This window comes from Actinacidiphila sp. bgisy160 (assembly GCF_057707815.1).
In genome coordinates, this window is record NZ_JBYIQW010000084.1 from 1 (window position 1) to 21,954 (window position 21,954).

A 21,954-nucleotide genomic window follows, 5' to 3' on the forward strand; every position below is an offset into this window, starting at 1 on the left:
TACGCACGGGTGCCACGCGGTGCAGACCTCGGCGCCATGGGTGGCGAGCCACCGCTCGAAGTCCGGGACCTCGGTGGCCTCGCCTGCGCAGAGCCCGAGCATGGTCGGGTAGTAGGTCAGGAAGACCTCGGCGTGGCCGGCGGCGATGGCGGCCCGGGCCAAGTGGAACTGCGGGCGCTCGCCCTCGGTCCTGGCGAGGCCGTGGCGGTCGCCGTACTCGCCGACGATCTCCCAGCCGCGCTGCCGGGCGTAGGCGCGGAGCTCCTCGACGACCCGGTGGACGTCGCCGTACTGCGTCATGCAGACGTAGATCAGCGCGCGGCGCCTGGGCTGCTCCGGGGCGTGCGCCGGTCGTGCGGCGGCGGTGGTCGCGTTCTCATTGACCGTCGTATCCACACCGCTTCTCCCGTCACGCCCCGTGGTTGATCAGCCCTTGGGAGTAGCGTTGCCGAGTAGGGCGGTTGGGGCCCATACACACCGCGTCCGCTCCTGTCCGCTGCGTTGCGGACATGGCGGACATGGGGAGGAGCAGCCATGTCGGAGACCTTCGGGCAGGCCTTACGCCGCCTCCGCGGTGAGCGGTCCCTGCGGGACGTCGCGCAACTGGCCGCCTGCGGCAAGAGCTACGTGTCCGACATGGAGAACGGGCGGCGGTGGCCGACACGGCCATGGCGGCCGCGCTGGATCAGGCGCTCCACGCCAACGGCCAGTTGATCGCGCTTGCCGCCATGAGGCCGGGCCTGCGGCCGCTCGAGCAGGTCGCCGCCCTGCAGCACGACCTCCGGGACACCCTCGCCGCGGGGCCGGTGTCGTCGACGTGCCTGGACGAGTGGGCTTACACGGTGGCCCGGCACGGCCGCGCCACCCGCTACCGGCCCGAGCGCGAGCTCCTGCCGGAGCTCCTGGCGGACATCGGCGACCTGCGCCACGTCCTGGCGCACCGTCACCCCGAGCCCGCCCGTCGGCGTCTCATCCAGTGCCTGGCGCAGTTGGCCGGCCTGATGGCCCTCACGCTCCTCAAGCTGGGTGATCCGGCCGCCCGCGACTGGTGGCGCACCGGCCGGGCCGCGGCCGCGGCCGGCGAGGACCGCACGACCCTCGCGTGGATGTATGCGCAAGAGGCGTACCAGCTCTACTACGGAGGCGACCTCCATGGCGCCGTCGAGCTCGCCGCACGCGCCCGGCACTACGCGGGAGGCCTGCCCTGCGTCGGCGCCGCCCTCGCCGCGCCGCTTGGCGCCCGGGCCCTGGCCCAGCTCGGCCACGGCGAGGAGACCGCGGCCGCCCTCGAGGCTGCCGAGGCCGCCTTGGAGCGGCTTCCCGCCGAGCAGCGCATCGGCTCGGCCTTCGGGTACAGCGAGGCGCAGTTGGCCTTCCACTCGGGCAACGCGTGGACCCACCTGGGCAACGTCCCGCGCGCGGCCGAGCAGCACGAACGGGCCCTCGGCCTGTACCCGGACAGCGATCACACCGACCGCACCCTCATCCGCCTCGACCAGGCCATGTGCCGCGCCCACGACGGCGACGCGGCCACAGCCGCCGCTCTCGCCACTGAGACCATCGTGACCCTGCCGCCCGCACACCGCTCGGCACTGATCATCTACCGTGCCCGGGAAGTGGCCGCTAGGGTGCCCGAGACACAAGCGGTCAGTGAGGTCCGGGTGTTGCGCGAGATCCTGGCGCTCCCGCCCGGCGAGAGGGCGGGGATGATCGATGGCTCAGGTGACGCCGGCGACGGAGAAGGACGCCGAGGAGATCTCCCGGCTCATCGGCGAGATTGAGGTCTACTACGGCGGCGACTACGCCCCCGGCAACGTCGACCAGATCCGCGCCGCACTCTTCGGCGCCCACCCGGCGGCCACCGTGCTGCTCGCCCGCGACGGCGAGGACGTCCTCGGCATGGCCTCCTTCTCCCTGCTCTGGCCCGCGGCCGGCGCCGACACGAGTGCGTGGATGAAGGAGCTGTACGTCCGGGACCAGGCCCGCGGCCGCGGCGTCGGCCGCGCCCTCCTCGACGCCGTCCGCACCGCGGCTCAAGAGCTCGGCTGCACCCGGCTCGAGTGGACGGCCGACACCGACAACCCGACCGCGCTGGGCTTCTACGAGGCCCTCGGCGTCCCGGTGAACGGCGGAAAGGTCGTGTACCGGCTCCCGTTCTGAGCTGAGGGCCAGGGAAAAATCCACCCGCGACGGGAACCTTCTCGCCAAGATCTACGCATGGCGACATTCCGTTCCGCTCGGCTCGAGCGCCTGCTCGGCGCGCCCGTGGCCGAGGCACAACACTCCCACCACTTCTGACTGCAATAGACCTCGCCTATGGGCGGGGCCCATTGCATGTCGGAACTGACGAATCGCGGCTGGTCCGGACTGGCTGCGCCCGTCGTTCCACCCTGATCGCGGCCGTGAGGTCACCTTGGTTCCGGTGCCCCCGACTGCGACGTGCGGACGGTGCTGTCAGTAGGAACCCGACTGCTTCCAGTACAGAGGGTCTTGGTTATCCGTTGCGCTGGCCAGGAGGTAGACGAAGTTCCCCACAGCCGTGAGCCACGGATCCCAGAAGGTCTGCCAGCCCGTGCTTTCCTGTCCCCACGTCCAATGAAAGTTGCGGCTGGAGTCGAGCCAGATGTGGGCGATCCGGAATACGTTGCCGAACGCCTGAATGGCAATCTGGCCGTTACTGTTGTCCGTCAGGGCAACTGTGGGGATGCTGTGCTGGGTGCCCGAAAAGCCGGAGAGAACAGTCCCCGCCGACCAGTTCGAGGATCCCAGAATCTGAGTCGTCACCCCGACCTCATAGGAACCGGGCCGGGTGTAGGACAGCACAAGACGATTCCAGCTCGCATTGAAAGCGATGCCAGGCGCCGCGACCGTTCCCTGGGCTGCACCAATCCACTGCCATGCGGACCATGTGTCTTGACCGTTGAGCCGCTGGTGGTACTGGCCCCGCACATCCCCATTGGCATCTCGGTAGGCAATGTACCAAGATTCGCTATCGCTGCCGGGACCGTTCTCCAGTCCGACCACCGCAGGGGGGTCATAGGTTGACAAACGGGTCGGCGTAACGAGCCGCTGCCAGGTCCCAAGATTCAGCGTCCCGTCGGCGCGGATCTCCAGCCCCGCGTAATAAATACTCCCGTCCTGTCCCGTGTGGAATACCCGCCATCCATACCCGGTCCAGATGACTCTCGGAGCAGCCTGCGTGACAGCCCCCGGCCACAAGGCCGCCCCGCCGTGATTGTATGAGACGCGGATGTAATTCGAATCACGGTCGTGCCACACCTGGAGAATATTGCCGTTCGGGTTACGTGCCTCCGAGAACCCGGCGGTCACGTGTATCTGTGCGCCAGCTGCCTGTTCGGGGAACCAAATGTTTTGCTCGCCCTCTTGGGCGGCGAAGGCCTGCGTCCCGAACACGGTGACGGTGATCGCAGCGACAGCCACCACCACCCACAGGCGAAATTTCTTGAACCCATACTGCAAAGAAAACAGCTCCTTCCTTTCCCTACGCGGCGATGCCTGCTCCGCATCCCTAATGAGTAGTGGCGGAGAAGCAGTCCCCGACGCGCGAGTATAGCCGACCGGTCGTCTAACGCCTCGCGCGAGCAGCCTACGAAAGGGCCGCCCGGTTCCGTAGGGCCCTGACTTTACTTACTAAAGCGAGAGTACCTGGTCTCGAAATGGTCTGCGGAGAGACCGTCGTCACAGTTCAGCCCGCCGCCATGGCCGCATGGCGGCGACCGCGTCGGAGGTCCGCAGCCGACGGACGTCTTCCACGTCATGGCCACCACCCGCCATGACACCGGCGCCTCCGCTGGTTCGCGCATGACCGGTGCCGCCCTCGGCTCGGCTTCGGGGACGTGGCTCTCTCGATCCCTGGCGCGACTCCGGATGGCTTCCAGACGGTCTGGTACGCGGAGCCCGCGGCGATGGCGACGATGAGGACGTTCCCTCCGACGGTGTGGGCGGTGAACTGGCCGCCGAAGTAGGCCGAGCCGCAGCCGAGGGTCACCGAGGACAGCAGCATGACGAGGGTCTTGGCGGTGCTGGACCAGCGGGGCTGCTGTACGACGGCGATGAGCGGCGGCGCGGCGAAGCCGATGAACGCGGACCACAGTTGCGCGTCCGGTGCCATGGCGGGGCCTACTTCTTGCGGAGGCCGTTGGCGACCTCGTACGCGTACTGCCAGGTCTTGGGGCCGGTCTTGCCGTCGGCCGGGCCGAGGGCGGCGAGGAAGTGTTCCTGCAGGGCCTTGACCTTGAGCAGGTCCAGGGCAGTCATGGTGCGGGACGGGCCGACGCGGTACGGCGGGCCCCACTGGCCGCGGTGGAGCCACGTCTGCAGGAGGAGGGCGTGGTCGGAGGTGGCGCCGAGGAGGAAGTAGCCGCGGCCGGGGAAGGCCGGCATCACGTTGGCGACGGCGGGCGCCCAGCGGTAGGCGGTGGCGGGCTTGCCGCCGCGCGGGTCGGCGGGGTCGGCGGTGGGCGGGCAGATGCCGTCGGGGAAGACGGGCGCGAGGTAGCCGGTGACGCGGGAGGAGCGGCGCTCGGTGCGGTGGGAGAAGACGCCGTTGCCCTGGCCTGCATCGGCGGCGCCGGCCGCGACGGAGTTGCCGCCCTTGGTGTAGACGTACGTGGCGTCGAAGCCGGTGACGATCTCGGTGTGGGCGCCGTTGCCGAAGTTGGTCCAGGCTCCGATGGACGGGTACTCGGACCAGCAGCCGTGGACGCGCGCCCAGGAGGTGAACGCGGAGACCGAGGCGGTCTTCGGCACGGCCGCGGTGAGGCCGACGTCGGCGTACATGTCCCAGTCGAACATGACGCACCACGCGACGCCGTCCCAGCCGTACTGCTCCCCGAACGGGGTCTCGTTGTTCCAGCCGACGACTGGTTCCCACGTCTCGTAAATCCGCTCGGGGACGGCCATGACGTGGTCGAGAAGTTTCCGCCATTGCGGAGTTACCTGAGGAGTGGTCATTTGCCGTTCTCCTTCCGGGATTAGCGGGTCAGCCGGAAATCCAGAGCACTCGGAGGCCGCTTGAAAAGTCGGTGGGGTTGGCGGTGTTCAATGCCGCGCCGGATGTCTGGTATCCCTGGATTTCGACGTAGTCGCCAACGCTGAGCGAGACCATGGCCGAGCACGGCACTCCGCAGGCGTTGCCGGTCGCTGCGGGGATGAGCGAGGCGCCCCCCTGGATGTTGGCACCGTTGGCCTGCAGTCGGCACCCGCGGTTGCCGGTCGCGTTCGACGGGAAACAGGCCTGCCCGAGGAGGAAATAGGTCCCGGCGACCTGGATGGTGTAGCGGGACGGATTGGTGACGGTGCTGTGTCCGCCGTCGCTGTCGATGGTCTCGGTGTCCAGAGTGAGACTGGTGAACGTGGCCGAGGAGATGGATTGCGCGGTCCCCTGGTGTCCCTCAAAGCGGAGGCCGCGTACAGCGGATCGGTCCGGGCGGCCGCGAGGAAGTCGAGCGTCTCGTCCAGCGACCAGGGCGACAGGTCGCGCTGCTCCACCTGTGGCGGCTCGACGAGCGACACCACGTTGCGCGCGATCAGTGAGCTGCCCCGAATTTCGTGGAGTCCGCGATCGTGTGATCAAGCGGTCTGCGGGGTTTCCTCTAGTTGCGCCCAGTACGCCTGCTCGTACTCGTCGGGCGGGACGTAGCCGAGGGCGGAGTGGAGTCGTTCGCTGCTGGACGAGGGCCCGCTCGACCTGGGCGAAGTCCCGCCACGGTCCCTGATGCTCGATCAATTCAGCCTTGAATGTTCCGTTCAGGGCCTCGGCCATCGCGTTGTCGTAGCTATCCGCGACGGACCCGACCGACGCGGAGGCGCCGACCTCTGCCAATCGCTCTGTGTAGCGAATGGACACGTATTGTCGCTGACCCGCACAGCCCTTGGCAACGCGGCACCAACGAAAACAATAACGGACAGTACTTCCCCAAGGGCACCGACCTATCACGACGGGAAGCCGACGAACTCCAGGCCGTTGCTCACGCACTCAATAACAGGCCCCGCAAAACCCTCGGCTGGAAGACACCCGCCGAAGCCCTGAACGAACAACTACTATCGATCCAAGAAGCCGGTGTTGCGACGACCGCTTGAATGCGGGTTGCGAGCCGCGGTCACTGTGGTGGATCAGTCCCGCGTCCTTCTTGATCTTCTGGCGCCACAGCGCCATTTCCAGCGCATCCAGTGGCAGGTCGGTGCGCATGTGGGTGGCGGCCTGCCAGCCCACGATCCGGCGGGAGTACGCGTCCAGGACGAACGCCACGTAGACCCAGCCCGACCAGGTGCGGATGTAGGTCAGGTCCGCGAGCCACAGCTGGTTCGGGCGCTCGGCGGCAAAGCGCCGGTTGACCAGGTCCGGCGGGCGCGGCGCGGCCGGCTCCGGGATCGTGGTGCGACGGCGTTGTCCGCGGATGACGCCCTCGATCCCGAGCTCGCGCATCAACCGCTCGACCGTGCAGCGCGCCACCTGGCGTCCGGAGCGGACCAGCGCGCGGGTGATCCGGCGGGCGCCGTAGGTGCGACCTGAGTCCTCCCACACGGCTCTGACCAGCGGAATCAACTCTTCATCGCGCAGGCGGCGGGCCGACTTCGGTCGCGTCTTGCGGGCGAAGTAGGCCGACGGCGACAGGTCCAGCACCCGGCAGACTGGGGGTGCCCCCTCTGGGGGAGATCGACCCCGAGGCCCATGTCGCGCAGGTGGTCGATCACCTGCTCGGCCTCGTCCGGGGACGGTCGATCTCCTGGGCAAAAAACACCGAGGCGGCCTTCAAGATCTCGTTCGCCCGCCGCAACTCGGCGTTTTCCTTGCGGAGTTCTTCCAGCTCGTCGCGTTCGGCGGCGGTAAGACGGTCGTCGCGCTCGCCGGCGTCGGCCTCGGCCTGGCGGACCCAGGATCGCAAGGCTTCCTTGTGGATGCCGAGGTCACGGGCGACGTGCGCGACGGGACGACCGGTCGAGGGGACCTCGCGGACGGCACGCTCGCGGAGTTCATCGGGGTACTTACGGGGTGCTGGCACTGCTGGTAGTTCTCCTTTACGCCTGGATCGCAACAAACCCAGACTTCAGGGACTCCACGAAGATCAGTGCAGCTCACGATGCCGGTTTGGCGGCCGGCCGGGGCAGTTGCTGCTTCGTACGCTCGCTCAGCACCAACGACGGAACATCACCACCTACGGACGTTGCGTCGCCTGGACACCTGCTTGGCATAGAGGCGGTCGACATCAGCACCTTCTGTGCCACAGGGGCAATTTTTTTGCCCTGCTGTCACATTGCCGGACCCTATCGGTCTTAGGTTCGACCAGCCTTCGGTCGACCCGCTAAGGAGCACACTGATGCAACCCGACACCATCGTCCTCGTCCACGGCTTTTGGGTGACGCCGCGGGCCTGGGAGAACTGGATCGCCCACTACGAGAACAAGGGCTTCCGTGTCATCGCGCCTCCGTACCCCGGATTCGAGGTGGAGGTCGAGGCCCTTAACGCCGACCCGAGCCCGATCGAGACCGTGACCGTTCCGGCAATCATCTCTAGCTTGAAGAAGCTGATCGTGGGGCTGGACCAGCCGCCCATAGTGATGGGTCACTCTGCTGGCGGCCTTTTCACCCAGATCCTCTTGGACCGCGGCCTCGGTGCCGCCGGAGTGGTGATCAACTCCGCGCCCACCCAGGGCGTACCGGTCGTACCACTCTCCCAGATCCGGTCCCTCTTCCCCGTCCTGAAGAACCCGGCCAACCGGCACCGCGCCGTCGGACTGGACCTCGACCAATGGCACTACGCCTTCGCGAACACGTTTCCCGACGACTACGCGCGCGCCACATATGAGCGCTACCACATCCCCGCACCAGGCAACATCGTATGGAGCGGCTCGCTGGCCAACCTTCACCCCGGCCACACCGAGACGTACGTGAACTTCCACAACGCCAATCGGGCGCCCCTACTGTTCCTCTCAGGCGAGTTCGACCATGTCATGCCACCGAAGGTCCAGATGTCCAACGCCAGGCACTACAAGGCGGAGGGCACCACCACCGAGGTCAAGGTGTTTCCTGGCCGCTCCCACCTGATGGCCGTCCAGGACGGCTGGCAGGAGATCGCCGACTACGCCCTCGAATGGGCACTCGTCCACTCCTAATACGGCAACCACGGCCGCGACTTCTGGCGCCTGGCACGCGGCAGCCGACGGCGATAGATGGTGGCGGTGGCTAGTGGGTCTTGGCCTCGCAGTTGGGCTGGTCTGGTTCGGAGCCCGCGCGCTGAGCGAGGGCCGACCGCTCCTGTTGCGTCTGCTCCTCGCTGTGGGAGCGGTTTGCTTCCCAGTCCCGTACCGCGGTCTCGGTCAGGTCGAAGTCCTTGGCGACCTGACCGACCGAGCGGTCACCCCGCCGGCACAGCTCGACTATCTCGGCCTTGAACTCCGGGGTGAACGAGCGGCGAGGGCGAGGCTTTTTTTCCCCATGCTCTCCATGATGGACATCATCCTTCCGGGACCGAAGCCCCTGATCTCCGATGTCCGTCAAAGCGGATCAAGCCCACCCCACGGGTGGCTCGAGTCCGCAGCCGGCCCTACTCAGCGTCCTGCGCCTCGATCAGGTCGAGGTCGCGGACGCAGAAGCCGTGGTGCTCAAAGGTCTCGTTGAGCACCGTGCCGAGGCACTGCCGCACCAAGCGGCCCCGGGCATACGGCGGCCAGACATCGTCGTCGGGCACCGGCGCTCGCGCAGCGAGCTGCACAGCGGTGACCTCGTCGAGCCAGGCTTCGAGCTGGGCGGCCTGTGCGTCACGCACCCTCACGATCTCGTCGAGGGCCGGATCGAGCGAGAGGTCAAGCCCGTGCGCTCCACGGTAGGGCTCGACGGTCGTCCCGATGCCCATCGGCGTGAACAGGTCCGTTGAGCCCAGGCAGCAGCGGCGGAACCACGAGTCGTGGACGAAGACCAGGTGGCGCATTGTCTGCACCGCCGACCACTCGTCGTTCACGTTGCGGCGCTCGATGCCGGGCGTACGGCGGATTCGCTCGATCGTGGCGGCCCAGCCGGCATGGAGCTGACGCGATGCCTCGCGAAGATCGGCCGGGTCCTCGGAACGGATCAGCACCCGCACCGGATGACGCCGGTCGAGCTCTGCCTCGACGTACTCGGTGACCTCGACACCGTTCACCACGAGGTTGGTGATGAGTCCGTCGATCACGGCATCCTGCATGACGACGCCTATCAGGCGTGCCCCGGTCAGATCGCACTCACGGAACTCCGCACCGTGCAGATCCTCGTCAACATACCGCGTCATGCTCCGCATGCTAGGTCCAAGCACCGACAAGCCAACATCCCCGGGTCACGACTTACGGGACAGGTCTCAGACGATCATGAAGCGATCGCTGTCGGGTCTCGGTTGATGCTGGACGTTTTGGCGTCGGGTGATGCTTGACGTTTGGGCTCGACGATTTTTCGTTTGTTGTACTCCCCGGATTTGCGGACGACCACTCCCTTGGTGGTGGTGCGGGGGACAGTGGTGATCAGGTCGTTGCCGTGGAAGACCTGGATGACGGTGTCATCAAGGTGGGCGGTGAAGACCTGGCGGGCCCAGGTGCGGCCGACTTGGACGCGTTGGCCTGCGATGACGAAGCCGCCGTTGCTGGAGACGATCCGTTCGGCGGTCTGCGGTGCCGGCGGTGGGACGGTCGGGGGGTGGGCCGGCGGTCCGGGCATCGCCGCAGGCCAGCAAAGTTCGCAGGTCACTGCGGGACAGTTTGGAGGGCAGGGTCTTGTGCCGGGTGCGGTCGATCAGGACGTGCAGCCGGTTCACGTCGATCCGCAGGGTCACCGCGTTGCCGGCAAGCGCCGGCCCGAACCACAACAACGACTCGGCCAGGTCGGCCGCTCCCTGGGGCGTGTCCAGCGCAGAACGCATGGACCGCACGGTAGTCGAGCACCTCAGGGAGTCAGCAGTCCCGCCGTCTCACGAGGGTCACGTCCCTGGAGTGGTGTAGGCGATCACGGCGGCAAAGGCCCCATTCACGACCGGAATTCCTGCACGCCGGCCTACGCACGCAGTACAAGCACGCCAGTCAGCCTGATCGCGCACGAGCGACGGTGAAGATCATCGGCAGGATCGACTACACCGTGGTGGGACACCATCGTGGGAAGCTCACGTCTACCGCGCCCGAAGGCTGTCCGGACTCACCAACTACCTTCTGCCACAGACATGTTGGAATTCCCCTATGGCCACTCCCGCTGACGGAACCACCCGCCTGAGTCCGGACGAGCCCGCGCACCGCCTGCGTGCCGAGGTCGAGCGACTGAGAGACGAGGCGACGCGCCAGAGGACACTCGCCCATCGCCGGGCCGAGTTCTGGACCAAGACGGACATCGCCCTCGGTTTCCCCGCGGCCTTGCTCGCGGGGACGGCGGGAACGGCAGGACTGGCCTCGGCGGACATGCGCCTTCCCGCCGCCCTCGCCGCTCTGGCCTCCGCCGGTTTCGCGGCGGGAGCGGGTTTCCTGCGCAGCGACACCAGGCGCCGCGCCAACAAGCGCGCCCGGCACGCATGGGCGTCGGTCGAGGCCAGGGCCACGGTGGCACTGGCCCAGGAGCACGTGACCCCCGAGGTTCTCGGCAGCCTGCTGGAATGCCGCCAGGCTGCGCTGGCGGCTTACGACGGCGAGGAGCCCAGGCCAGGGGCGTCGTGATCCGGAGCCCTTCGGCTGCCGCCTCCGCGTCTGAGAGCTCGGAGTGGGTGACCTGGCAGGCGTAGCTGCCGACGCGGAATCGCGGCAGAGTGACGGTGGAGATCACCAAAACTCCACCCCTTGCCGATAGCGATCGCCACCGAAGCAGGAACCAGCAAGTAGATACGGAGGCCGCCAGGCAAATATGGAGCGACGGGTGCCCCTTTCGGCATGACTCGGGGTCTTCGGCGTCCAGATCCGGCGTCAACGGCCACGCTCACCCGCGACCGGGACGCCTCCGCGGCGGCCGGTCCGTGTGGCTGATGTGACGGCGATCCGGCACCGAGCCGCCCATGCAACAGCGCCCTCCGGAGGCCGGCGCTTCGCGCCTCGCGCGTAACGAGCGGTACGGGTTCCGCGTCTCGGCGGGCCGCGCCGGGCGCGCGGTGAAGGCGTGGTCGCTCGTGATCCACTGCTCCCCCGCGCGCTCCCGCACGGCCGCCTGCCGCGAGCGACGAACATCGCCGGCGGGGGAAGCGACTGCTTGCCGACCGGGATCACACGCTGCCCCTGGTCAGCGTCTGTCGGTCGGCAAGCGTGCTCGGACGACCGGCTTGAGCGTGCGGCTGCAGCCATGCCCTGCAGCGAGCAGCTTCCCATTCGGGAACGCGATCAACGCCAGGACGGGCCGCCGTGCGGACGCCCCGTACCCTGGCCCGGCGCCCCGGACCATACCGGCGGCTCAGTGCCAGTGCTCGGGTGGTCAGTGGGCTGGTTCACCGTGCCCGGGGACTGTGCGGCTCCGGCGGCCCACAGCTGGTCGACCCGCGAGCGCTCGGTGGCGTTGGGGTGGCGGTTGGTGCAGGACGGGCCGGGGCCGCCGCCCGACATCAGCTCACTGCACGGCCCGCTGTAGTTGTCCGGCAGGCCCAGCACGTGTCCGGTCTCGTGGGTGACGACGCGGATCGAGTCGTCCTGCTGGTTCTGGGTGTAGTCAAGGAAGACGTAGCCGCTTCCGTGGCCGTCGGTGGAGGCGTAGGACCCGCGCGAGTCGTTGCCCTCGTAGTAGGAGAAGTCGGCACCGCTCGAAGCCTCCTGGAGCTTGACGTTGGACTCCGAGCTGTTCCAGATCGAGGCCGCGCTCGATATCTGGGAACGGAAGCTCGGTGCCCGGGAGGCGTCGTAGTAGACGGTCACCGCCTGCGCGTTGGGCTGGGCGGCGCGCTTCTCGGCGACCGACTTGAGCACAGCCTGGAAGAACGCCTTGTTGTTCGCCGTCTCCTGAGCCGACCCGGCGTACCGCGCCACGGAGGTAGCGGCGGAAGCGGGCGGGGTGGCGATCGTCTGGGCGCTCGCCGGCACCGCCGCGCCCAGCGCGCTGGAGGCCAGACCCAGGCCGAGAGCGAGGGCGAGGAGTCCCGGGGGCGTTTGGAACGACTTCATGCGAGGGCTCCTACTCACTCGGTGACGCCGAGCGCCCGGTGCGCGGTCGACTCCGCGTGAACACCGGTTCTGAACTGCGACGACGTTCTGTGGGTCGCCATTCTTAGAACCGCTCGACAGGGAGCGCAAAGGGTCCCGCCACTACGTCGCCTCGTAGGTGCCAGGACCTCGCCAGGGCAGCGCGCGGGGCTCCAGTCCGCACATGGCGGTGCGAGGACAAACTGATGTGATGTCAAAAGCCTTGCTTCACAGGTCAGCTGGCTGGCAGGGCGGCCGGGCGGAACTCCGGGATTCACGACGAGATCTACATTCGGGCAAAGAGGGGCAAATACCCAGATGTCCGCCATGCCGTATCTACTAAGTGCGCCAGTGGGTTGGCGGAGCGCTGTGACCGATGTCATAACATGCGGGCTTCCGCCTCTTTCGCCCCGGGGACTCGCCCTCACCGCTGAAGGCGCCACCGCTCAGTCCTGATCAAGAGGGAAGCCGAGCCCGCCGGGCACCGGCGAGCGGCGTGGCACAGAGGTCGGCCGGCTTCTCCTCAGCAGCGTTCCGCCCGCCGCCGGCGTCCGGGGCGCCGCGATGCGTAAGCGGCGCGATGGCGCGGCCGACGCCGGCGCGGCCGACGCGGCCGGCGACCTCCGGGCGTGGTGGACCCGGACAGGAAGCGCTTTCCGCCCGGTCGGCTCACCCGTTTGCCGACGGGCGCTTCACCCACCTGGCCGCAGTGCTGGCGCTGCTGGGGTGTGTCCGCCGTTTGCCGTGCTTCCATCCCGTCAGGAGGCACACATGATGCGTGAGGACCGACAGCAGGACACCCACCCGCAGGCAGGTGCGTCACGGCGGCATCTGCTCGCCGCGGCCACTCTGGCGCCGATGCTGGGCGGGGCGATCTCCGCGTGCGCGCCCACCGGAACGTCGAAACAGCACAACCACCCGTCGGTCATGCCCGTGCGCACCGCTCTGACGGACTGGAAGGACGTGGCCGTCGCGCTGGGCCGGACGGGCGACATCAGGCGCGAGTTCATGTACCACACGGGTCTGCCGCGCCGGGACCTCAATGTGGTCTCGCAGGGCGTCACCGTCAAACCGGGGCTCGCCCTGGGCTCGCACGTGTCGTTCGTGCGCTACGCCGACGGGAACACGCTGCTGATGGGCGACGTGGTGGTCACCGAGAAGGAGATGCAGTCGTTCGCGGATGTGCTGCACGAGCGCAAGATCGAGCAGACCGCGATCCACAAGCACCTGCTGTCGCAGGACCCGGAGATCTGGTGGGTCCACGTCCACGCGCACGGCAAGGACCCCGTGGCCATCGCCAAGGGCCTGCGTGCCGCGCTCGACCGGACCGGCGCGCCGCCGCCGGGGCGGCCGGACCACTCCGTGCCCCGCGAGCTGGACCTGGACGTCGCCACCATCGACAAGGTGATGGGCGTCAAGGGCGGCATCGACGACGGGGTCTACAAGAACACCTTCGTGCGCCGGGAGACCGTCACCGACGCCGGCATGGTCCTGCCGCCGGGCCTCGGATCCACCAGTGCGATCAACTACCAGCCGCTGGGCAACGGCAGGGCCGCCGTCAGCGGCGACTGCGCGATGATCGCCAGTGAGGTCCAGGACGTCCTCGCGGCGCTCAGGCAGGCCGGGTGCCAGCTCGTCGAACTGCACAACCACGGGCTGACGGACGAACCCCGGCTCTTCTTCGTCCACTTCTGGGCCGTCGGTGACGCGGTCAAGCTCGCCAAGGGGATCCGGAAGGCGCTGGACGCCACCAACGTCAAGGGGATGGCGGTGGAGATCGGCTGAGGGCCGCCGGCGGCCTTGCCGGCCGTCGCTTCCGTGTCACGACCGCCGCTCCGCAGGGGACACCCGTTGCGGCCGCGGCGGTCCCGCTCGCTCCGCGGCCCCGCCCGCGGGGGTGGTCCCCGCGGCGGGGCGTGGCGGCAAGGGGGTCAGGCCGGGGTGCGGACCGCGGGTCCGGCCGGGGCGGGCCGGTGGGTGACGCGGCGGCGGCGGGACGGGATGCCCATCGTCGGGTTGGCGACGCCCCAGGCGGCGCCCTTGCAGACCAGTTCCTTGTAGATGGCGGCGAGCCGTCCGGTCAGGGCCGCGCTGACGGCGCGGTCGTCGGCGGTGACGTACTGGATCAGGCCCTCCTTGCGGCCCAGCGAGATGCACTGGTTGAAGTACCGCAGCGGGACGTTGGGCAGCCTGCCGCCGGTCAGGCGGGCCGCGATGGCGTCGGCGGCCTGCCAGGCGGTGGGGAGGCCCGAGGCGCAGGACATCCGCAGCGGCTTCTCGCCGGGGCCCATGACCAGGGCGGCGTCGCCGATGGCGTAGACGTCCGGGTGGGAGACCGAGCGCATGGTGCCGTCGACCACGATCCGGCCGGTGCCGTCGGTCTCCAGGGTGGTGGCGGCGGCGATCGGGTGGACGGCGAAGCCGGTGGTCCACACGGTGACCGCGGCCGGGATGGAGGTGCCGTCGGCGGTGGCGACGTGGTCGGCCGCCACCGCGGTGACGGTGGTGTGCTCGTGCACGGTGACGCCGAGCCTGTCGATGACCTTCCGCAGGTGCCGGGCGCCCTTGGGGGCGAGCCAGTCGCCGAGGCCGCCGTGGGCGGCGAGGGCGACGGCGAGGTCCGGGCGGGCCTCGGCGATCTCGGTCGCGGTCTCCAGGCCGGTGAGGCCGCCGCCGACCACGAGGACGTGCTGTCCCGCGTCCAGGCCGGCCAGGCGCTCGCGCACCCGGAGTGCCCCGGGGCGGCCGGCGATCTCGTGGGCGTGCTCGGCGACGCCGGGAACCCCCTGGTCCTTCCAGCCACTGCCCAGGGCGTACACGAGGGTGTCGTACGCCAGCTCCTCGTCGCGGTCCACGCCGTCCGCGCCGTGCACGGTGACAGTGAGGGTGCGGCGGTCGGCGTCGACGCCGGTGACCTTCGCCGCCTTCAGTTCGACGCCCGTCCCCGCGAACATCTCGCCGAGGGGCCGGGGCGTGAGGTCCTGGCCGGCCGCGAGCTGGTGCATCCGGACGCGCTCGACGAAGTCGGGCTCCGCGTTGACGAGGGTGATGGCGACGTCCTCACGGTGCAGCCGCCTGGCGAGGCGCCCGGCGGCGCTGGCTCCGGTGTATCCGGCTCCGAGGACGACGATGCGGTGCTGCATGTCCTGGCTCCTGTCTGCTCTCCAGCGGGTTCGCCACTTGAACCGGGCGGCCCGCCGTTTCCTGACAGGAACAGGGTGTGAAGCACGTCACATGGGGGTCAGAAGGCGTGGAGCAGGGGCTCTCCGTGGTCGCCGGCCGCCCATCGCCTGGTCGCGCGTTCGAGTTTGTCGGGATTGACCTGGTTGCGGACGGCGATGATGCCCTCAGCGGTGACCTCCAGGCACATGACGCCGACGACCCGGCCGTCGACGACCGCCACGACGGCGGGGGCGCCGTTGGCGGCCGTCGCGTGGACCTCGGCCGTACCACCGATCAGGGCGCGCTTGGCGGCAGCGGGCTTGAACAGGCCCCGCAGGAACTTCGCCACGGCGAGGGCGCCTTCGAACGCCTTCGCGCGGGCCGGGACCTTCCCGCCGCCGTCGCCGACCGCCACGACGTCCTGGGTCAGGAGCCGCACCAGCGGCTCGGTCCGGCCGCTGGCGGCCGCCGCCAGGAACTCCTCGACGACCCGCCGGGCCGCCGCCTCGTCGATCTCGGCGCCGGCCCTGCGGGCCTTGCCGTCCGCCACGTGCTTCTTGGCGCGGTGGTGGAGCTGCTGGCTGGCGGCCTCGGTGATGTCGAGGATCTCGGCGATCTCGCGGTGCGGGTAGTCGAAGGCCTCCCGCAGCACGTACACCGCGCGCTCGTTGGGGGCGAGGCGTTCCAGCAGGACGAGGACCGCGTAGGAGACGGATTCGCGCTGCTCGGCGGTGTCGGCCGGGCCGAGCATCGGGTCGCCGGCGAGCAGCGGCTCCGGGAGCCACTGGCCCACGTAGGTCTCGCGCCGGGCCCGGGCCGAGGTGAGCTGGTTGAGGCACAGATTGGTGAGCACCTTGGTCAGCCAGGCCTCGGGGGCCTCGATGCGGTCGACGTCCGTGGCCTGCCAGCGCAGGAACGTCTCCTGCACGGCGTCCTCGGCCTCGCTCGCGGAGCCGAGGAGACGGTAGGCGACGGCCTCCAGGCGGGGCCTGGACGCCTCGAACCGTTCCACGTCGTGCGGGGTCAGGGCCATGGCCGCGATCCTAGTCCCCGCGGGCGGCGCGGGTCAGTGCGCGACGTCGAGGCGGACGACCGCGCCGATCTCGACGAGCTGGTCGGGCAGGGCCAGGTCGGACACGCCCATGACGGTGCTGGTGGGGCGGTGCTCGCCGCAGTAGGCGGCGTGCAGGCGGGCGGCGGTGTCGAAGTGGTCCCGCAGGCCCTTGACCAGGACGGTGGTCTCGACGATCTGGTCGCGGCCGGCGCCGAAGTGCTCCAGCACGCGGTCGAGGTTGTCGAGGGTCGTCCTCATCTGGAGTTCGAAGTCGCCGGTCCCGATGAAGTCTCCCGCGCTGTCGTGGGACAACTGCCCGGAGATGTAGAGCGTGTCGCCGGCCTGTACGGCCTGGCTGTAGCCGTAGAGCGACTCCCACGGCATACCGAAGTTGAATTCCCTGGACCGGACGGTCACGGTTGTCTCCTCGTCGTCGACTGGACCGGCCCCACATGAACGGGGCCGACAGCTGAGACCGGAGCCGCCGTCGGGGTGTGACAGGAGCGACGCGACCGCGGCCTCCGGCCGGGAGGCCCGTGGCGGTTCTTCACGGGCCTCCCGGCCGGGCGCGGCGTGCTGCGATGGGCGCTAGGAGCGGTGAGCCTCTAGCGGAACGGGAAGAACGAGTTGAAGCCTCCGACGGGGACGATGACGGGGACGACGACGGGGACGAAACCGCCGCCGAAGAAACCGTAGTTCCCGCGGATCGGGCCGAAGCCGCCGAAGCCGCCGCCTCCCTGGACGTAGTTCGTGACGGCTGTCGGACGGGCCAGTGAGGCCGTGGTCTGCGGTGCCGCGTCGGCGGTGCCCGCCGCGACGAAGGCGAGCATCGGTGCCGCGAGCGCCGCGGCGACAGTCCGGCGGACGGTGATGTTTGCGCGCATGTCAATCTCCTTCGTACGTGAAGATTGGTGGACAACGGCCGTGCCATTTCCGACCGTCGTCGAACCGGCTTCGTGTGCCTGGAGCCGGCAGGACGAGTGGCACGTGACCCACGCGTTCTCGCTCACCGGGCAGGGACGCCGTGATGCAAGGCAGCAAACGCCGAGGACATGACCGTGACACGGGTGCGGCGCGGAGTCAAAAGAAAGCGCTGCGCCTCAGCGTCATCGGGGCCGCTTTTCCGCAGGTCAGAGAGCGTGTGATCGGCTCGCCGGAAATCTTCGGGCCGCCTGGGAGAGCGGTCACGCACGAGCATCCCATGGCCATTACATGGGGTCCGAGGTCACCCTCCGTGGCCGCCGGTCCCAGCCGTGCCGTCGCCGGCCCACGCCATGCGATCACCGGCTCCCGCTCCCCGGGCACCGTCCGGCGAGGACCGCCCGATGCCGACCGCCCGATGCCGACCGCCCGATGCCGACCGCCCGATGCCGACCGCCCGATGCCGACCGCCCGATGCCGACCGCCCGATGCCGACCGCCCGATGCCGACCGCCCGAAAGGGCCGAGGGGCCGGTCGCGCGGCGAGTCGTCGATGGCGCCGACCCCTCCATGCTTGACGCGTCAAATAAATAGCCCTATGTTCGGTTGACGCGTCAAGCATGAATGGAGCAGGGCGGGCTCCGCACCGTCGCCCAGGTGCCCGCCCTTGCAGTCCGCGCACCTCGCGCGGTCCGCAGGATGAGGAGTCACGACCATGGCACAGCCGCACGGCGAGGAACTGCAGGCGATCCTGGAGCGTCAGGCAGAGCTGAGGGACCGTTACCTCCTCCCGGCCGGGGAACGCCCCGCGCCCACGACGCAGGGGGTCCACCACGCCGCGTTCATCGCGCGGGACGTCGAGGAGACCATCCTCTTCTACCGGGACGTCCTGGGCCTCCCACTGGTGGACCTGATGGAGAACCGGGACTACCGCGGGTCGACGCACTTCTTCTTCGACATGGGCGCCGAGAACATGCTCGCCTTCTTCGACTTCCCGGGCCACCCCCACCCCGACTACGCGGAGACGGTCGGCGGCGGCCACCACATCGCGCTGTCGGTCACGCCCGAGGCCTTCGCCACCGTCAAGGAGCGCCTGGAGGAGAAGGGCATCGCGTACGCGGCCTTCCCGAGCGAGGTCGCGGACAGCATGTTCCTGGCCGACCCCAACGGGCTGAGGATCGAGCTGATCACGGAGCCCAAGGGCTACGCCCTCGGCGAGTACATCCTCTGACACGAGCGAATGCGGGCAGCGGGCGCCGGACGCCGGCCGGAGGGGCGGACGATCATCTGACGGCCGTCGGTCCGGCCCCCGCACGCGCCGGGCCGCGGCCCGGACCGCCCCGCTCCCCCGGCTCCGCGGTGGAACACCGCGGAGCCGGGCACTCACGCCCCGCACCCACGCCCCGCGCGGCCGGGACCTGAGAACCCGCGGAACTCGAACTCCGCTGCGATGACGCCGACTTCGACCCGTCGGCGGACGCCCGGTGCGCCGATACGGCCGGCCCGGGCCGTGGCGGCCGGGGAGAACTCCCGCGCGACGTCGCGTCGGTGGAGAGCGCGCAGGACACCCTCGTCGGGCGCCGCCCATCGCGCCCGCGTCAATTGGGATGCGCCGGCGCACGGGGCCGGGTAACGTCACCGTCCGACGCCTTCCGATGCGCCGTGCCCCGGTTACTTCCTGCGAACAAGTACACACCGGTGCACACCCTTGATCTCGGGAGGCGCCGCCTTCGCGTGGCCGGGCGATTCCGTGACCGCGCGTGCCCCGTTCCGCGTGTGTTCCCGCCGCGCGCCCTCCGACCGCCACCCTCCAGGGGGACATCTGCATGACCCGGTTCAACCGTCAGCGGGCCAAGACCGAGGCCAGGGAGGAGATCCGGGCCGAGATACCGGGCGTCACCGCGGGCGGTGCCACCTCCCCGCTCTCCCTGCACGGCCGCTGGGTCGTGGCGCCTCCCCGGTCCGCAGGGGCCGTGCTGCGGACGGCGTTCCCGCCGCCCGGCCTCAACCACGAGGCGGGCGCCGGATACGCGCGGGAGCCCAAGGCGGAGCTGTTCCTGCTCGCCGTCTCCCACATGGCCGGTCAGAACAGCTTCTACGAAGGCGCCGGGTCCCGCGACGAGCGCTACGCCCGCCTGGTGCGGCGACTCGCCGTCGAGGACCCGCAGTGGACTCTCGGTCTGCTGCGCTGGCTGCGCACACAGGCCCACATACGAACGGCGTCAGTGGTGGGCGCGGCCGAGTTCGTCCGCGGCAGGCTGGACGCCGGGGCCGCGGGCTTCTCCCGGCAGGCCGTCGAGGCCGTGCTGCAACGCCCGGACGAGCCGGGCGAGTTGCTGGCGTACTGGACCTCCCGCTACGGGCGGAGGCTGCCGCAGCCGCTCAAGCGCGGGGTCGCGGACGCGGTGCGCCGGCTCTACACCGGCCGCGCGCTGCTCAGGTACGACACCCCCTCGCACGACTTCCGCTTCGGCGACGTACTGGAGCTCACCCACCCCGCCCCCGCGCCCGGCCGTCCTTGGCAGGGCGGGCTGTTCCGGTACGCGCTGGACCGGCGGCACCGTCCGGACCGCGCCGTACCGCCAGCCGGGGAACCGCTCCTCGCCGCGCACCACGCGCTGCTCTCCGTACCGGTGGAGCGGCGGTACGCGCTGGTCACCGGGGCGGACGGGGCCGAGCGGCTGGCCGCGGCGGGGATGAGCTGGGAGGCGCTGGCGGGCTGGCTGCAGGGGCCGCTGGACGCCGCGGTGTGGGAGGCCGTGATCCCCTCGATGGGGGTGATGGCGCTCGTCCGCAACCTGCGCAACTTCGACCTCGCCGGGGTCGGCGACGAGGCGGCCGCGGAGGTGGCCCGCCGGATCTCGGACCCCGCCGAGGTGCTCCGCTCCCGGCAGTTCCCGTTCCGCTACCTGGCCGCGCACCGCAACGTGCCCTCACGCCGCTGGGAGGAGCCCCTGGAGAGGGCCCTCGGGCACTCGCTGGCGAACGTGCCCGCGCTGCCCGGCCGGACGCTGGTCCTGGTCGACCGTTCGGGCTCGATGTTCGACCGGCCGAGCGCGGACACCGAGCTCAACCGGGCCGACTCCGCCGCGATCTTCGGCACCGCGCTGGCGATGCGGGCCGAACGGGCCGACCTCGTCCAGTTCGGCACCGGCAGCCTGCGCGTCGAACCGGCGCGGAACGAGTCCGTCCTGCGGGCGCTGGACCGGTTCGGCGACCTCGGCGGGACGAACACCGCCGCCGCTGTCACCCGGCACTACTCCGGGCACGACCGGGTGGTCGTGGTGACCGACGAACAGGCCTTCTGGTCGCCCCTGGGCGACCCGATGGGCGCCGTCCCGAAGCACGTCCCGGTGTACACGTGGAACCTGGCGGGGTACGCCATGGGCCACGCCGCGACCGGGCCGCACCGGCACACCTTCGGCGGCCTCGCGGACGCGGCGTTCCGGCTGATCCCGCTCCTGGAGGCGGGGCGGGACGCCTCGTGGCCCTGGGACCCCGCCGCCGTCACGGACTGACGGGCCGGGTCAGGCCTTCTGCCCGGGCTTCGCGGTCTGCTCCGGCTGCTCCGGATTCGCCGACTGCGCGTCCTTGCCGCGCAGCGCCTTCTCCACGGCGTCCCGTACCCGGCTGTCCTCGCGCTGCTTGCGCCGTGCGCGGCCGCGGCGCCGGAGGACGATCGCGACGGCGACGGCCGCGGCGAGCAGGACGATCAGCAGGAGCAGGATCCAGGGCACGGCCCAGCCGTGGGCGGTGGCCTCGACCGGGTCCAGGGGGTTGATGGAGCCCGACGCATCGGTGAGCAGCGGGGTGAGGGTGGCGGTCGCGGTCAGGCTCACCGCCGGCGCCACGCCGTGGACGGGCACCTTCACCTTCCAGCTCTCGCCGGGGAGCAGCTCGGGCGGCGCGGGCATGTCGCCGGCCTTCGCCCGCAGCCGGCCGAAGGGCCCCGCGACCGAGACGGCCTGACGGGCCGACAGCATCGCGTTGCCGGTGTTGTGGATCGTGTACGTGACGGTGGCGTCGCCCGTGCCGAAGGGATTGGCCGGGCCGCTGTAGTCGACGTGCAGGTCCTCGACCGCGAGCTCAGGCCTGAGCTCGCCGCTGACCCGCAGCTTGACGCGGATGCCCAGGCGCCGGTCCACGTTGATGCCCTGGGCCTCGTCGGACTGCTTGAGCGAGGTCAGGATGCCGCCCACGTAGTCGCCGGGGGTCGCGTTGTCCGGCACGGTGACGGTGAAGGGGATCTCGGCGGTCTTGCCGGGCTTGATGACGACGCTGTCGCGGCCGGCGTGGACCCAGGCGCCGATGCCGACGGACTTCTTGTCCTTGGTGAGCAGGTCGAGCTGCCCGGTGTCGGTGGTGTAGCCGTCGGAGGCGTACAGCGCGAGCCGCAGCGGCGTGGTGCCGCGGTTGGCCACGACCATGGCGTCCTTGACCTGTCCGCCGGGGTTCGCGGTGTAGCTGTAGCTGGACCGGTCGTCGCCGAACCCGTTCGCGGCCGTCCTGACCGTCCAGGTGACGTCGCCGTCGGCCGCCCGGGCGGGCCCCGCGTGGAGGCCCACGAGGGCGAGGGCCGCGAACAGGACCAAGAGGGCGGTGCGGGCGAGGGGCGTCGTACGGCGCGGTGCGGACGGGTGCATGTCGGGGTTCTCCTGGAGCGGGAGGCGGGGGGGGGGGGGGGGGGGGGGGG

The 21,954-nt window shown here is 70.0% G+C and carries 21 protein-coding genes and 5 pseudogenes; 9 read left to right on the forward strand and 17 right to left on the reverse strand.

All coding sequences use genetic code 11. The features are described 5' to 3' along the window. The coding region (locus AC3EUJ_RS35300) for a recombinase family protein (RefSeq protein ID WP_431968797.1) at window positions 1-396 on the reverse strand (396 nt) is incomplete at its 3' end. 138 nt (window positions 397-534) lie between these two features. Here AC3EUJ_RS35300 and AC3EUJ_RS35305 point away from each other — a divergent pair. Genes AC3EUJ_RS35305 through AC3EUJ_RS35315 form a run of 3 tightly spaced genes read left to right on the forward strand, consistent with a single transcriptional unit; the run spans window position 535 to window position 2,160 of the window. After that, on the forward strand, window positions 535-714 hold the full coding sequence (locus AC3EUJ_RS35305; RefSeq protein ID WP_431968799.1) for a helix-turn-helix domain-containing protein: 180 nt from the start codon (window positions 535-537) through the stop codon (window positions 712-714). Beyond that, a complete protein-coding gene (locus AC3EUJ_RS35310) occupies window positions 654-1,781 on the forward strand; it encodes an NsdA family TPR-like regulatory protein (RefSeq protein WP_431968801.1) in 1,128 nt (375 codons plus the stop codon). The genes AC3EUJ_RS35305 and AC3EUJ_RS35310 overlap by 61 nt, the downstream gene beginning before the upstream one ends. Further along, complete coding sequence (locus AC3EUJ_RS35315; protein ID WP_431968803.1) at window positions 1,714-2,160, forward strand: GNAT family N-acetyltransferase; 447 nt, start codon at window positions 1,714-1,716, stop codon at window positions 2,158-2,160. The genes AC3EUJ_RS35310 and AC3EUJ_RS35315 overlap by 68 nt, the downstream gene beginning before the upstream one ends. Window positions 2,161-2,454: 294 nt before the next feature. Here the strand turns inward: AC3EUJ_RS35315 and AC3EUJ_RS35320 are convergent, their stop codons facing one another. The 5 genes and pseudogenes from AC3EUJ_RS35320 to AC3EUJ_RS35340 form a co-directional block, all read right to left on the reverse strand. Continuing rightward, a complete protein-coding gene (locus tag AC3EUJ_RS35320) occupies window positions 2,455-3,480 on the reverse strand; it encodes a hypothetical protein (RefSeq protein WP_431968805.1) in 1,026 nt (341 codons plus the stop codon). A 295-nt stretch (window positions 3,481-3,775) separates the two neighbouring features. Next, window positions 3,776-4,132, reverse strand: a complete 357-nt coding sequence (locus tag AC3EUJ_RS35325) for a hypothetical protein (RefSeq protein ID WP_431968807.1) — start codon at window positions 4,130-4,132, stop codon at window positions 3,776-3,778. 8 nt (window positions 4,133-4,140) lie between these two features. Beyond that, complete coding sequence (locus AC3EUJ_RS35330; protein WP_431968809.1) at window positions 4,141-4,974, reverse strand: hypothetical protein; 834 nt, start codon at window positions 4,972-4,974, stop codon at window positions 4,141-4,143. 420 nt (window positions 4,975-5,394) lie between these two features. Then, window positions 5,395-5,553 (reverse strand): annotated as a pseudogene (locus AC3EUJ_RS35335) (site-specific integrase); the annotation flags it as partial. A 39-nt stretch (window positions 5,554-5,592) separates the two neighbouring features. Further along, a pseudogene (locus tag AC3EUJ_RS35340) lies at window positions 5,593-5,875 on the reverse strand (integrase core domain-containing protein); the annotation flags it as partial. A gap of 2 nt (window positions 5,876-5,877) precedes the next feature. Here AC3EUJ_RS35340 and AC3EUJ_RS35345 point away from each other — a divergent pair. Next, a pseudogene (locus tag AC3EUJ_RS35345) lies at window positions 5,878-6,102 on the forward strand (transposase); the annotation flags it as partial. Here AC3EUJ_RS35345 and AC3EUJ_RS35350 read toward each other — a convergent pair. Both AC3EUJ_RS35350 and AC3EUJ_RS35355 read right to left on the reverse strand, forming a co-directional pair. Beyond that, window positions 5,999-6,646: an IS3 family transposase gene (locus AC3EUJ_RS35350; protein WP_431968811.1), complete on the reverse strand. Its 648-nt coding sequence runs from the start codon at window positions 6,644-6,646 to the stop codon at window positions 5,999-6,001. The pseudogene AC3EUJ_RS35345 and the gene AC3EUJ_RS35350 sit on opposite strands and share 104 nt — an antisense overlap. A 67-nt stretch (window positions 6,647-6,713) precedes the next feature. Continuing rightward, the gene (locus AC3EUJ_RS35355; protein WP_431968813.1) at window positions 6,714-7,025 is read right to left on the reverse strand and encodes a transposase; all 312 of its coding nucleotides are present in this window, start codon (window positions 7,023-7,025) and stop codon (window positions 6,714-6,716) included. A gap of 315 nt (window positions 7,026-7,340) precedes the next feature. On the opposite strand from AC3EUJ_RS35355, the gene AC3EUJ_RS35360 reads away from it, so the two are divergent. Next, the gene (locus tag AC3EUJ_RS35360; protein ID WP_431968815.1) at window positions 7,341-8,135 is read left to right on the forward strand and encodes an alpha/beta hydrolase; all 795 of its coding nucleotides are present in this window, start codon (window positions 7,341-7,343) and stop codon (window positions 8,133-8,135) included. A 70-nt stretch (window positions 8,136-8,205) separates the two neighbouring features. Here AC3EUJ_RS35360 and AC3EUJ_RS35365 read toward each other — a convergent pair whose 3' ends face one another. The 3 genes and pseudogenes from AC3EUJ_RS35365 to AC3EUJ_RS35375 all read right to left on the reverse strand — a co-directional run. Continuing rightward, the gene (locus tag AC3EUJ_RS35365; protein ID WP_431968817.1) at window positions 8,206-8,520 is read right to left on the reverse strand and encodes a transposase; all 315 of its coding nucleotides are present in this window, start codon (window positions 8,518-8,520) and stop codon (window positions 8,206-8,208) included. Between the two features lie 46 nt (window positions 8,521-8,566). Beyond that, window positions 8,567-9,295 (reverse strand): DinB family protein, encoded by a 729-nt coding sequence (locus tag AC3EUJ_RS35370; protein WP_431968819.1) that lies wholly within the window; start codon window positions 9,293-9,295, stop codon window positions 8,567-8,569. A gap of 140 nt (window positions 9,296-9,435) precedes the next feature. Further along, a pseudogene (locus AC3EUJ_RS35375) lies at window positions 9,436-9,880 on the reverse strand (IS481 family transposase); the annotation flags it as partial. A 337-nt stretch (window positions 9,881-10,217) separates the two neighbouring features. Between AC3EUJ_RS35375 and AC3EUJ_RS35380 the strand changes: the two are divergent. Next, entirely contained in the window at window positions 10,218-10,685 is a 468-nt protein-coding gene (locus AC3EUJ_RS35380) for a hypothetical protein (RefSeq protein ID WP_431968821.1), read from the forward strand. A 780-nt stretch (window positions 10,686-11,465) separates the two neighbouring features. Here the strand turns inward: AC3EUJ_RS35380 and snpA are convergent. Further along, window positions 11,466-12,107: pseudogene (gene snpA / locus AC3EUJ_RS35385) on the reverse strand (snapalysin); the annotation flags it as partial. Between the two features lie 789 nt (window positions 12,108-12,896). Here snpA and AC3EUJ_RS35390 point away from each other — a divergent pair. Then, on the forward strand, window positions 12,897-13,910 hold the full coding sequence (locus AC3EUJ_RS35390) for a DUF1259 domain-containing protein (protein ID WP_431968823.1): 1,014 nt from the start codon (window positions 12,897-12,899) through the stop codon (window positions 13,908-13,910). A 146-nt stretch (window positions 13,911-14,056) separates the two neighbouring features. Here AC3EUJ_RS35390 and AC3EUJ_RS35395 read toward each other — a convergent pair whose 3' ends face one another. The 4 genes from AC3EUJ_RS35395 to AC3EUJ_RS35410 all read right to left on the reverse strand — a co-directional run bounded on the left by AC3EUJ_RS35395 (window position 14,057) and on the right by AC3EUJ_RS35410 (window position 17,225). Continuing rightward, window positions 14,057-15,268, reverse strand: coding sequence for an NAD(P)/FAD-dependent oxidoreductase (locus AC3EUJ_RS35395; protein ID WP_431968825.1), 1,212 nt, complete (start codon window positions 15,266-15,268; stop codon window positions 14,057-14,059). A 98-nt stretch (window positions 15,269-15,366) separates the two neighbouring features. Then, the gene (locus tag AC3EUJ_RS35400) at window positions 15,367-16,320 is read right to left on the reverse strand and encodes an RNA polymerase sigma-70 factor (RefSeq protein ID WP_431968827.1); all 954 of its coding nucleotides are present in this window, start codon (window positions 16,318-16,320) and stop codon (window positions 15,367-15,369) included. A 33-nt stretch (window positions 16,321-16,353) separates the two neighbouring features. Then, window positions 16,354-16,758 carry a RidA family protein gene (locus tag AC3EUJ_RS35405; RefSeq protein WP_431968829.1) on the reverse strand — a complete coding sequence of 135 codons (405 nt, stop codon included), beginning with the start codon at window positions 16,756-16,758 and terminating at the stop codon, window positions 16,354-16,356. Between the two features lie 188 nt (window positions 16,759-16,946). Further along, entirely contained in the window at window positions 16,947-17,225 is a 279-nt protein-coding gene (locus AC3EUJ_RS35410; RefSeq protein ID WP_431968831.1) for a hypothetical protein, read from the reverse strand. 751 nt (window positions 17,226-17,976) lie between these two features. On the opposite strand from AC3EUJ_RS35410, the gene AC3EUJ_RS35415 reads away from it, so the two are divergent. Both AC3EUJ_RS35415 and AC3EUJ_RS35420 read left to right on the forward strand, forming a co-directional pair. Next, complete coding sequence (locus AC3EUJ_RS35415) at window positions 17,977-18,492, forward strand: VOC family protein (RefSeq protein ID WP_392604616.1); 516 nt, start codon at window positions 17,977-17,979, stop codon at window positions 18,490-18,492. 595 nt (window positions 18,493-19,087) lie between these two features. Continuing rightward, on the forward strand, window positions 19,088-20,779 hold the full coding sequence (locus tag AC3EUJ_RS35420; protein WP_431968833.1) for a TROVE domain-containing protein: 1,692 nt from the start codon (window positions 19,088-19,090) through the stop codon (window positions 20,777-20,779). A 9-nt stretch (window positions 20,780-20,788) separates the two neighbouring features. Here the strand turns inward: AC3EUJ_RS35420 and AC3EUJ_RS35425 are convergent. Then, window positions 20,789-21,954, reverse strand: a 1,166-nt coding sequence (locus AC3EUJ_RS35425; protein ID WP_431968835.1) for a WxL protein peptidoglycan domain-containing protein, incomplete at its 5' end; no start/stop codon positions are given.

Coding starts and splice junctions, on each gene's coding strand:
- AC3EUJ_RS35330 (WP_431968809.1), bottom strand. CDS start 4,974: ATGACCACTCCTCAGGTAACTCCGCAATGGCGGAAACTTCTCGACCAC.
- AC3EUJ_RS35410 (WP_431968831.1), bottom strand. CDS start 17,225: ATGCGCGCAAACATCACCGTCCGCCGGACTGTCGCCGCGGCGCTCGCG.
- AC3EUJ_RS35360 (WP_431968815.1), top strand. CDS start 7,341: ATGCAACCCGACACCATCGTCCTCGTCCACGGCTTTTGGGTGACGCCG.
- AC3EUJ_RS35315 (WP_431968803.1), top strand. CDS start 1,714: ATGGCTCAGGTGACGCCGGCGACGGAGAAGGACGCCGAGGAGATCTCC.
- AC3EUJ_RS35420 (WP_431968833.1), top strand. CDS start 19,088: ATGACCCGGTTCAACCGTCAGCGGGCCAAGACCGAGGCCAGGGAGGAG.
- AC3EUJ_RS35390 (WP_431968823.1), top strand. CDS start 12,897: ATGATGCGTGAGGACCGACAGCAGGACACCCACCCGCAGGCAGGTGCG.
- AC3EUJ_RS35305 (WP_431968799.1), top strand. CDS start 535: ATGTCGGAGACCTTCGGGCAGGCCTTACGCCGCCTCCGCGGTGAGCGG.
- AC3EUJ_RS35380 (WP_431968821.1), top strand. CDS start 10,218: ATGGCCACTCCCGCTGACGGAACCACCCGCCTGAGTCCGGACGAGCCC.
- AC3EUJ_RS35325 (WP_431968807.1), bottom strand. CDS start 4,132: ATGGCACCGGACGCGCAACTGTGGTCCGCGTTCATCGGCTTCGCCGCG.
- AC3EUJ_RS35395 (WP_431968825.1), bottom strand. CDS start 15,268: ATGCAGCACCGCATCGTCGTCCTCGGAGCCGGATACACCGGAGCCAGC.
- AC3EUJ_RS35415 (WP_392604616.1), top strand. CDS start 17,977: ATGGCACAGCCGCACGGCGAGGAACTGCAGGCGATCCTGGAGCGTCAG.
- AC3EUJ_RS35400 (WP_431968827.1), bottom strand. CDS start 16,320: ATGGCCCTGACCCCGCACGACGTGGAACGGTTCGAGGCGTCCAGGCCC.
- AC3EUJ_RS35370 (WP_431968819.1), bottom strand. CDS start 9,295: ATGCGGAGCATGACGCGGTATGTTGACGAGGATCTGCACGGTGCGGAG.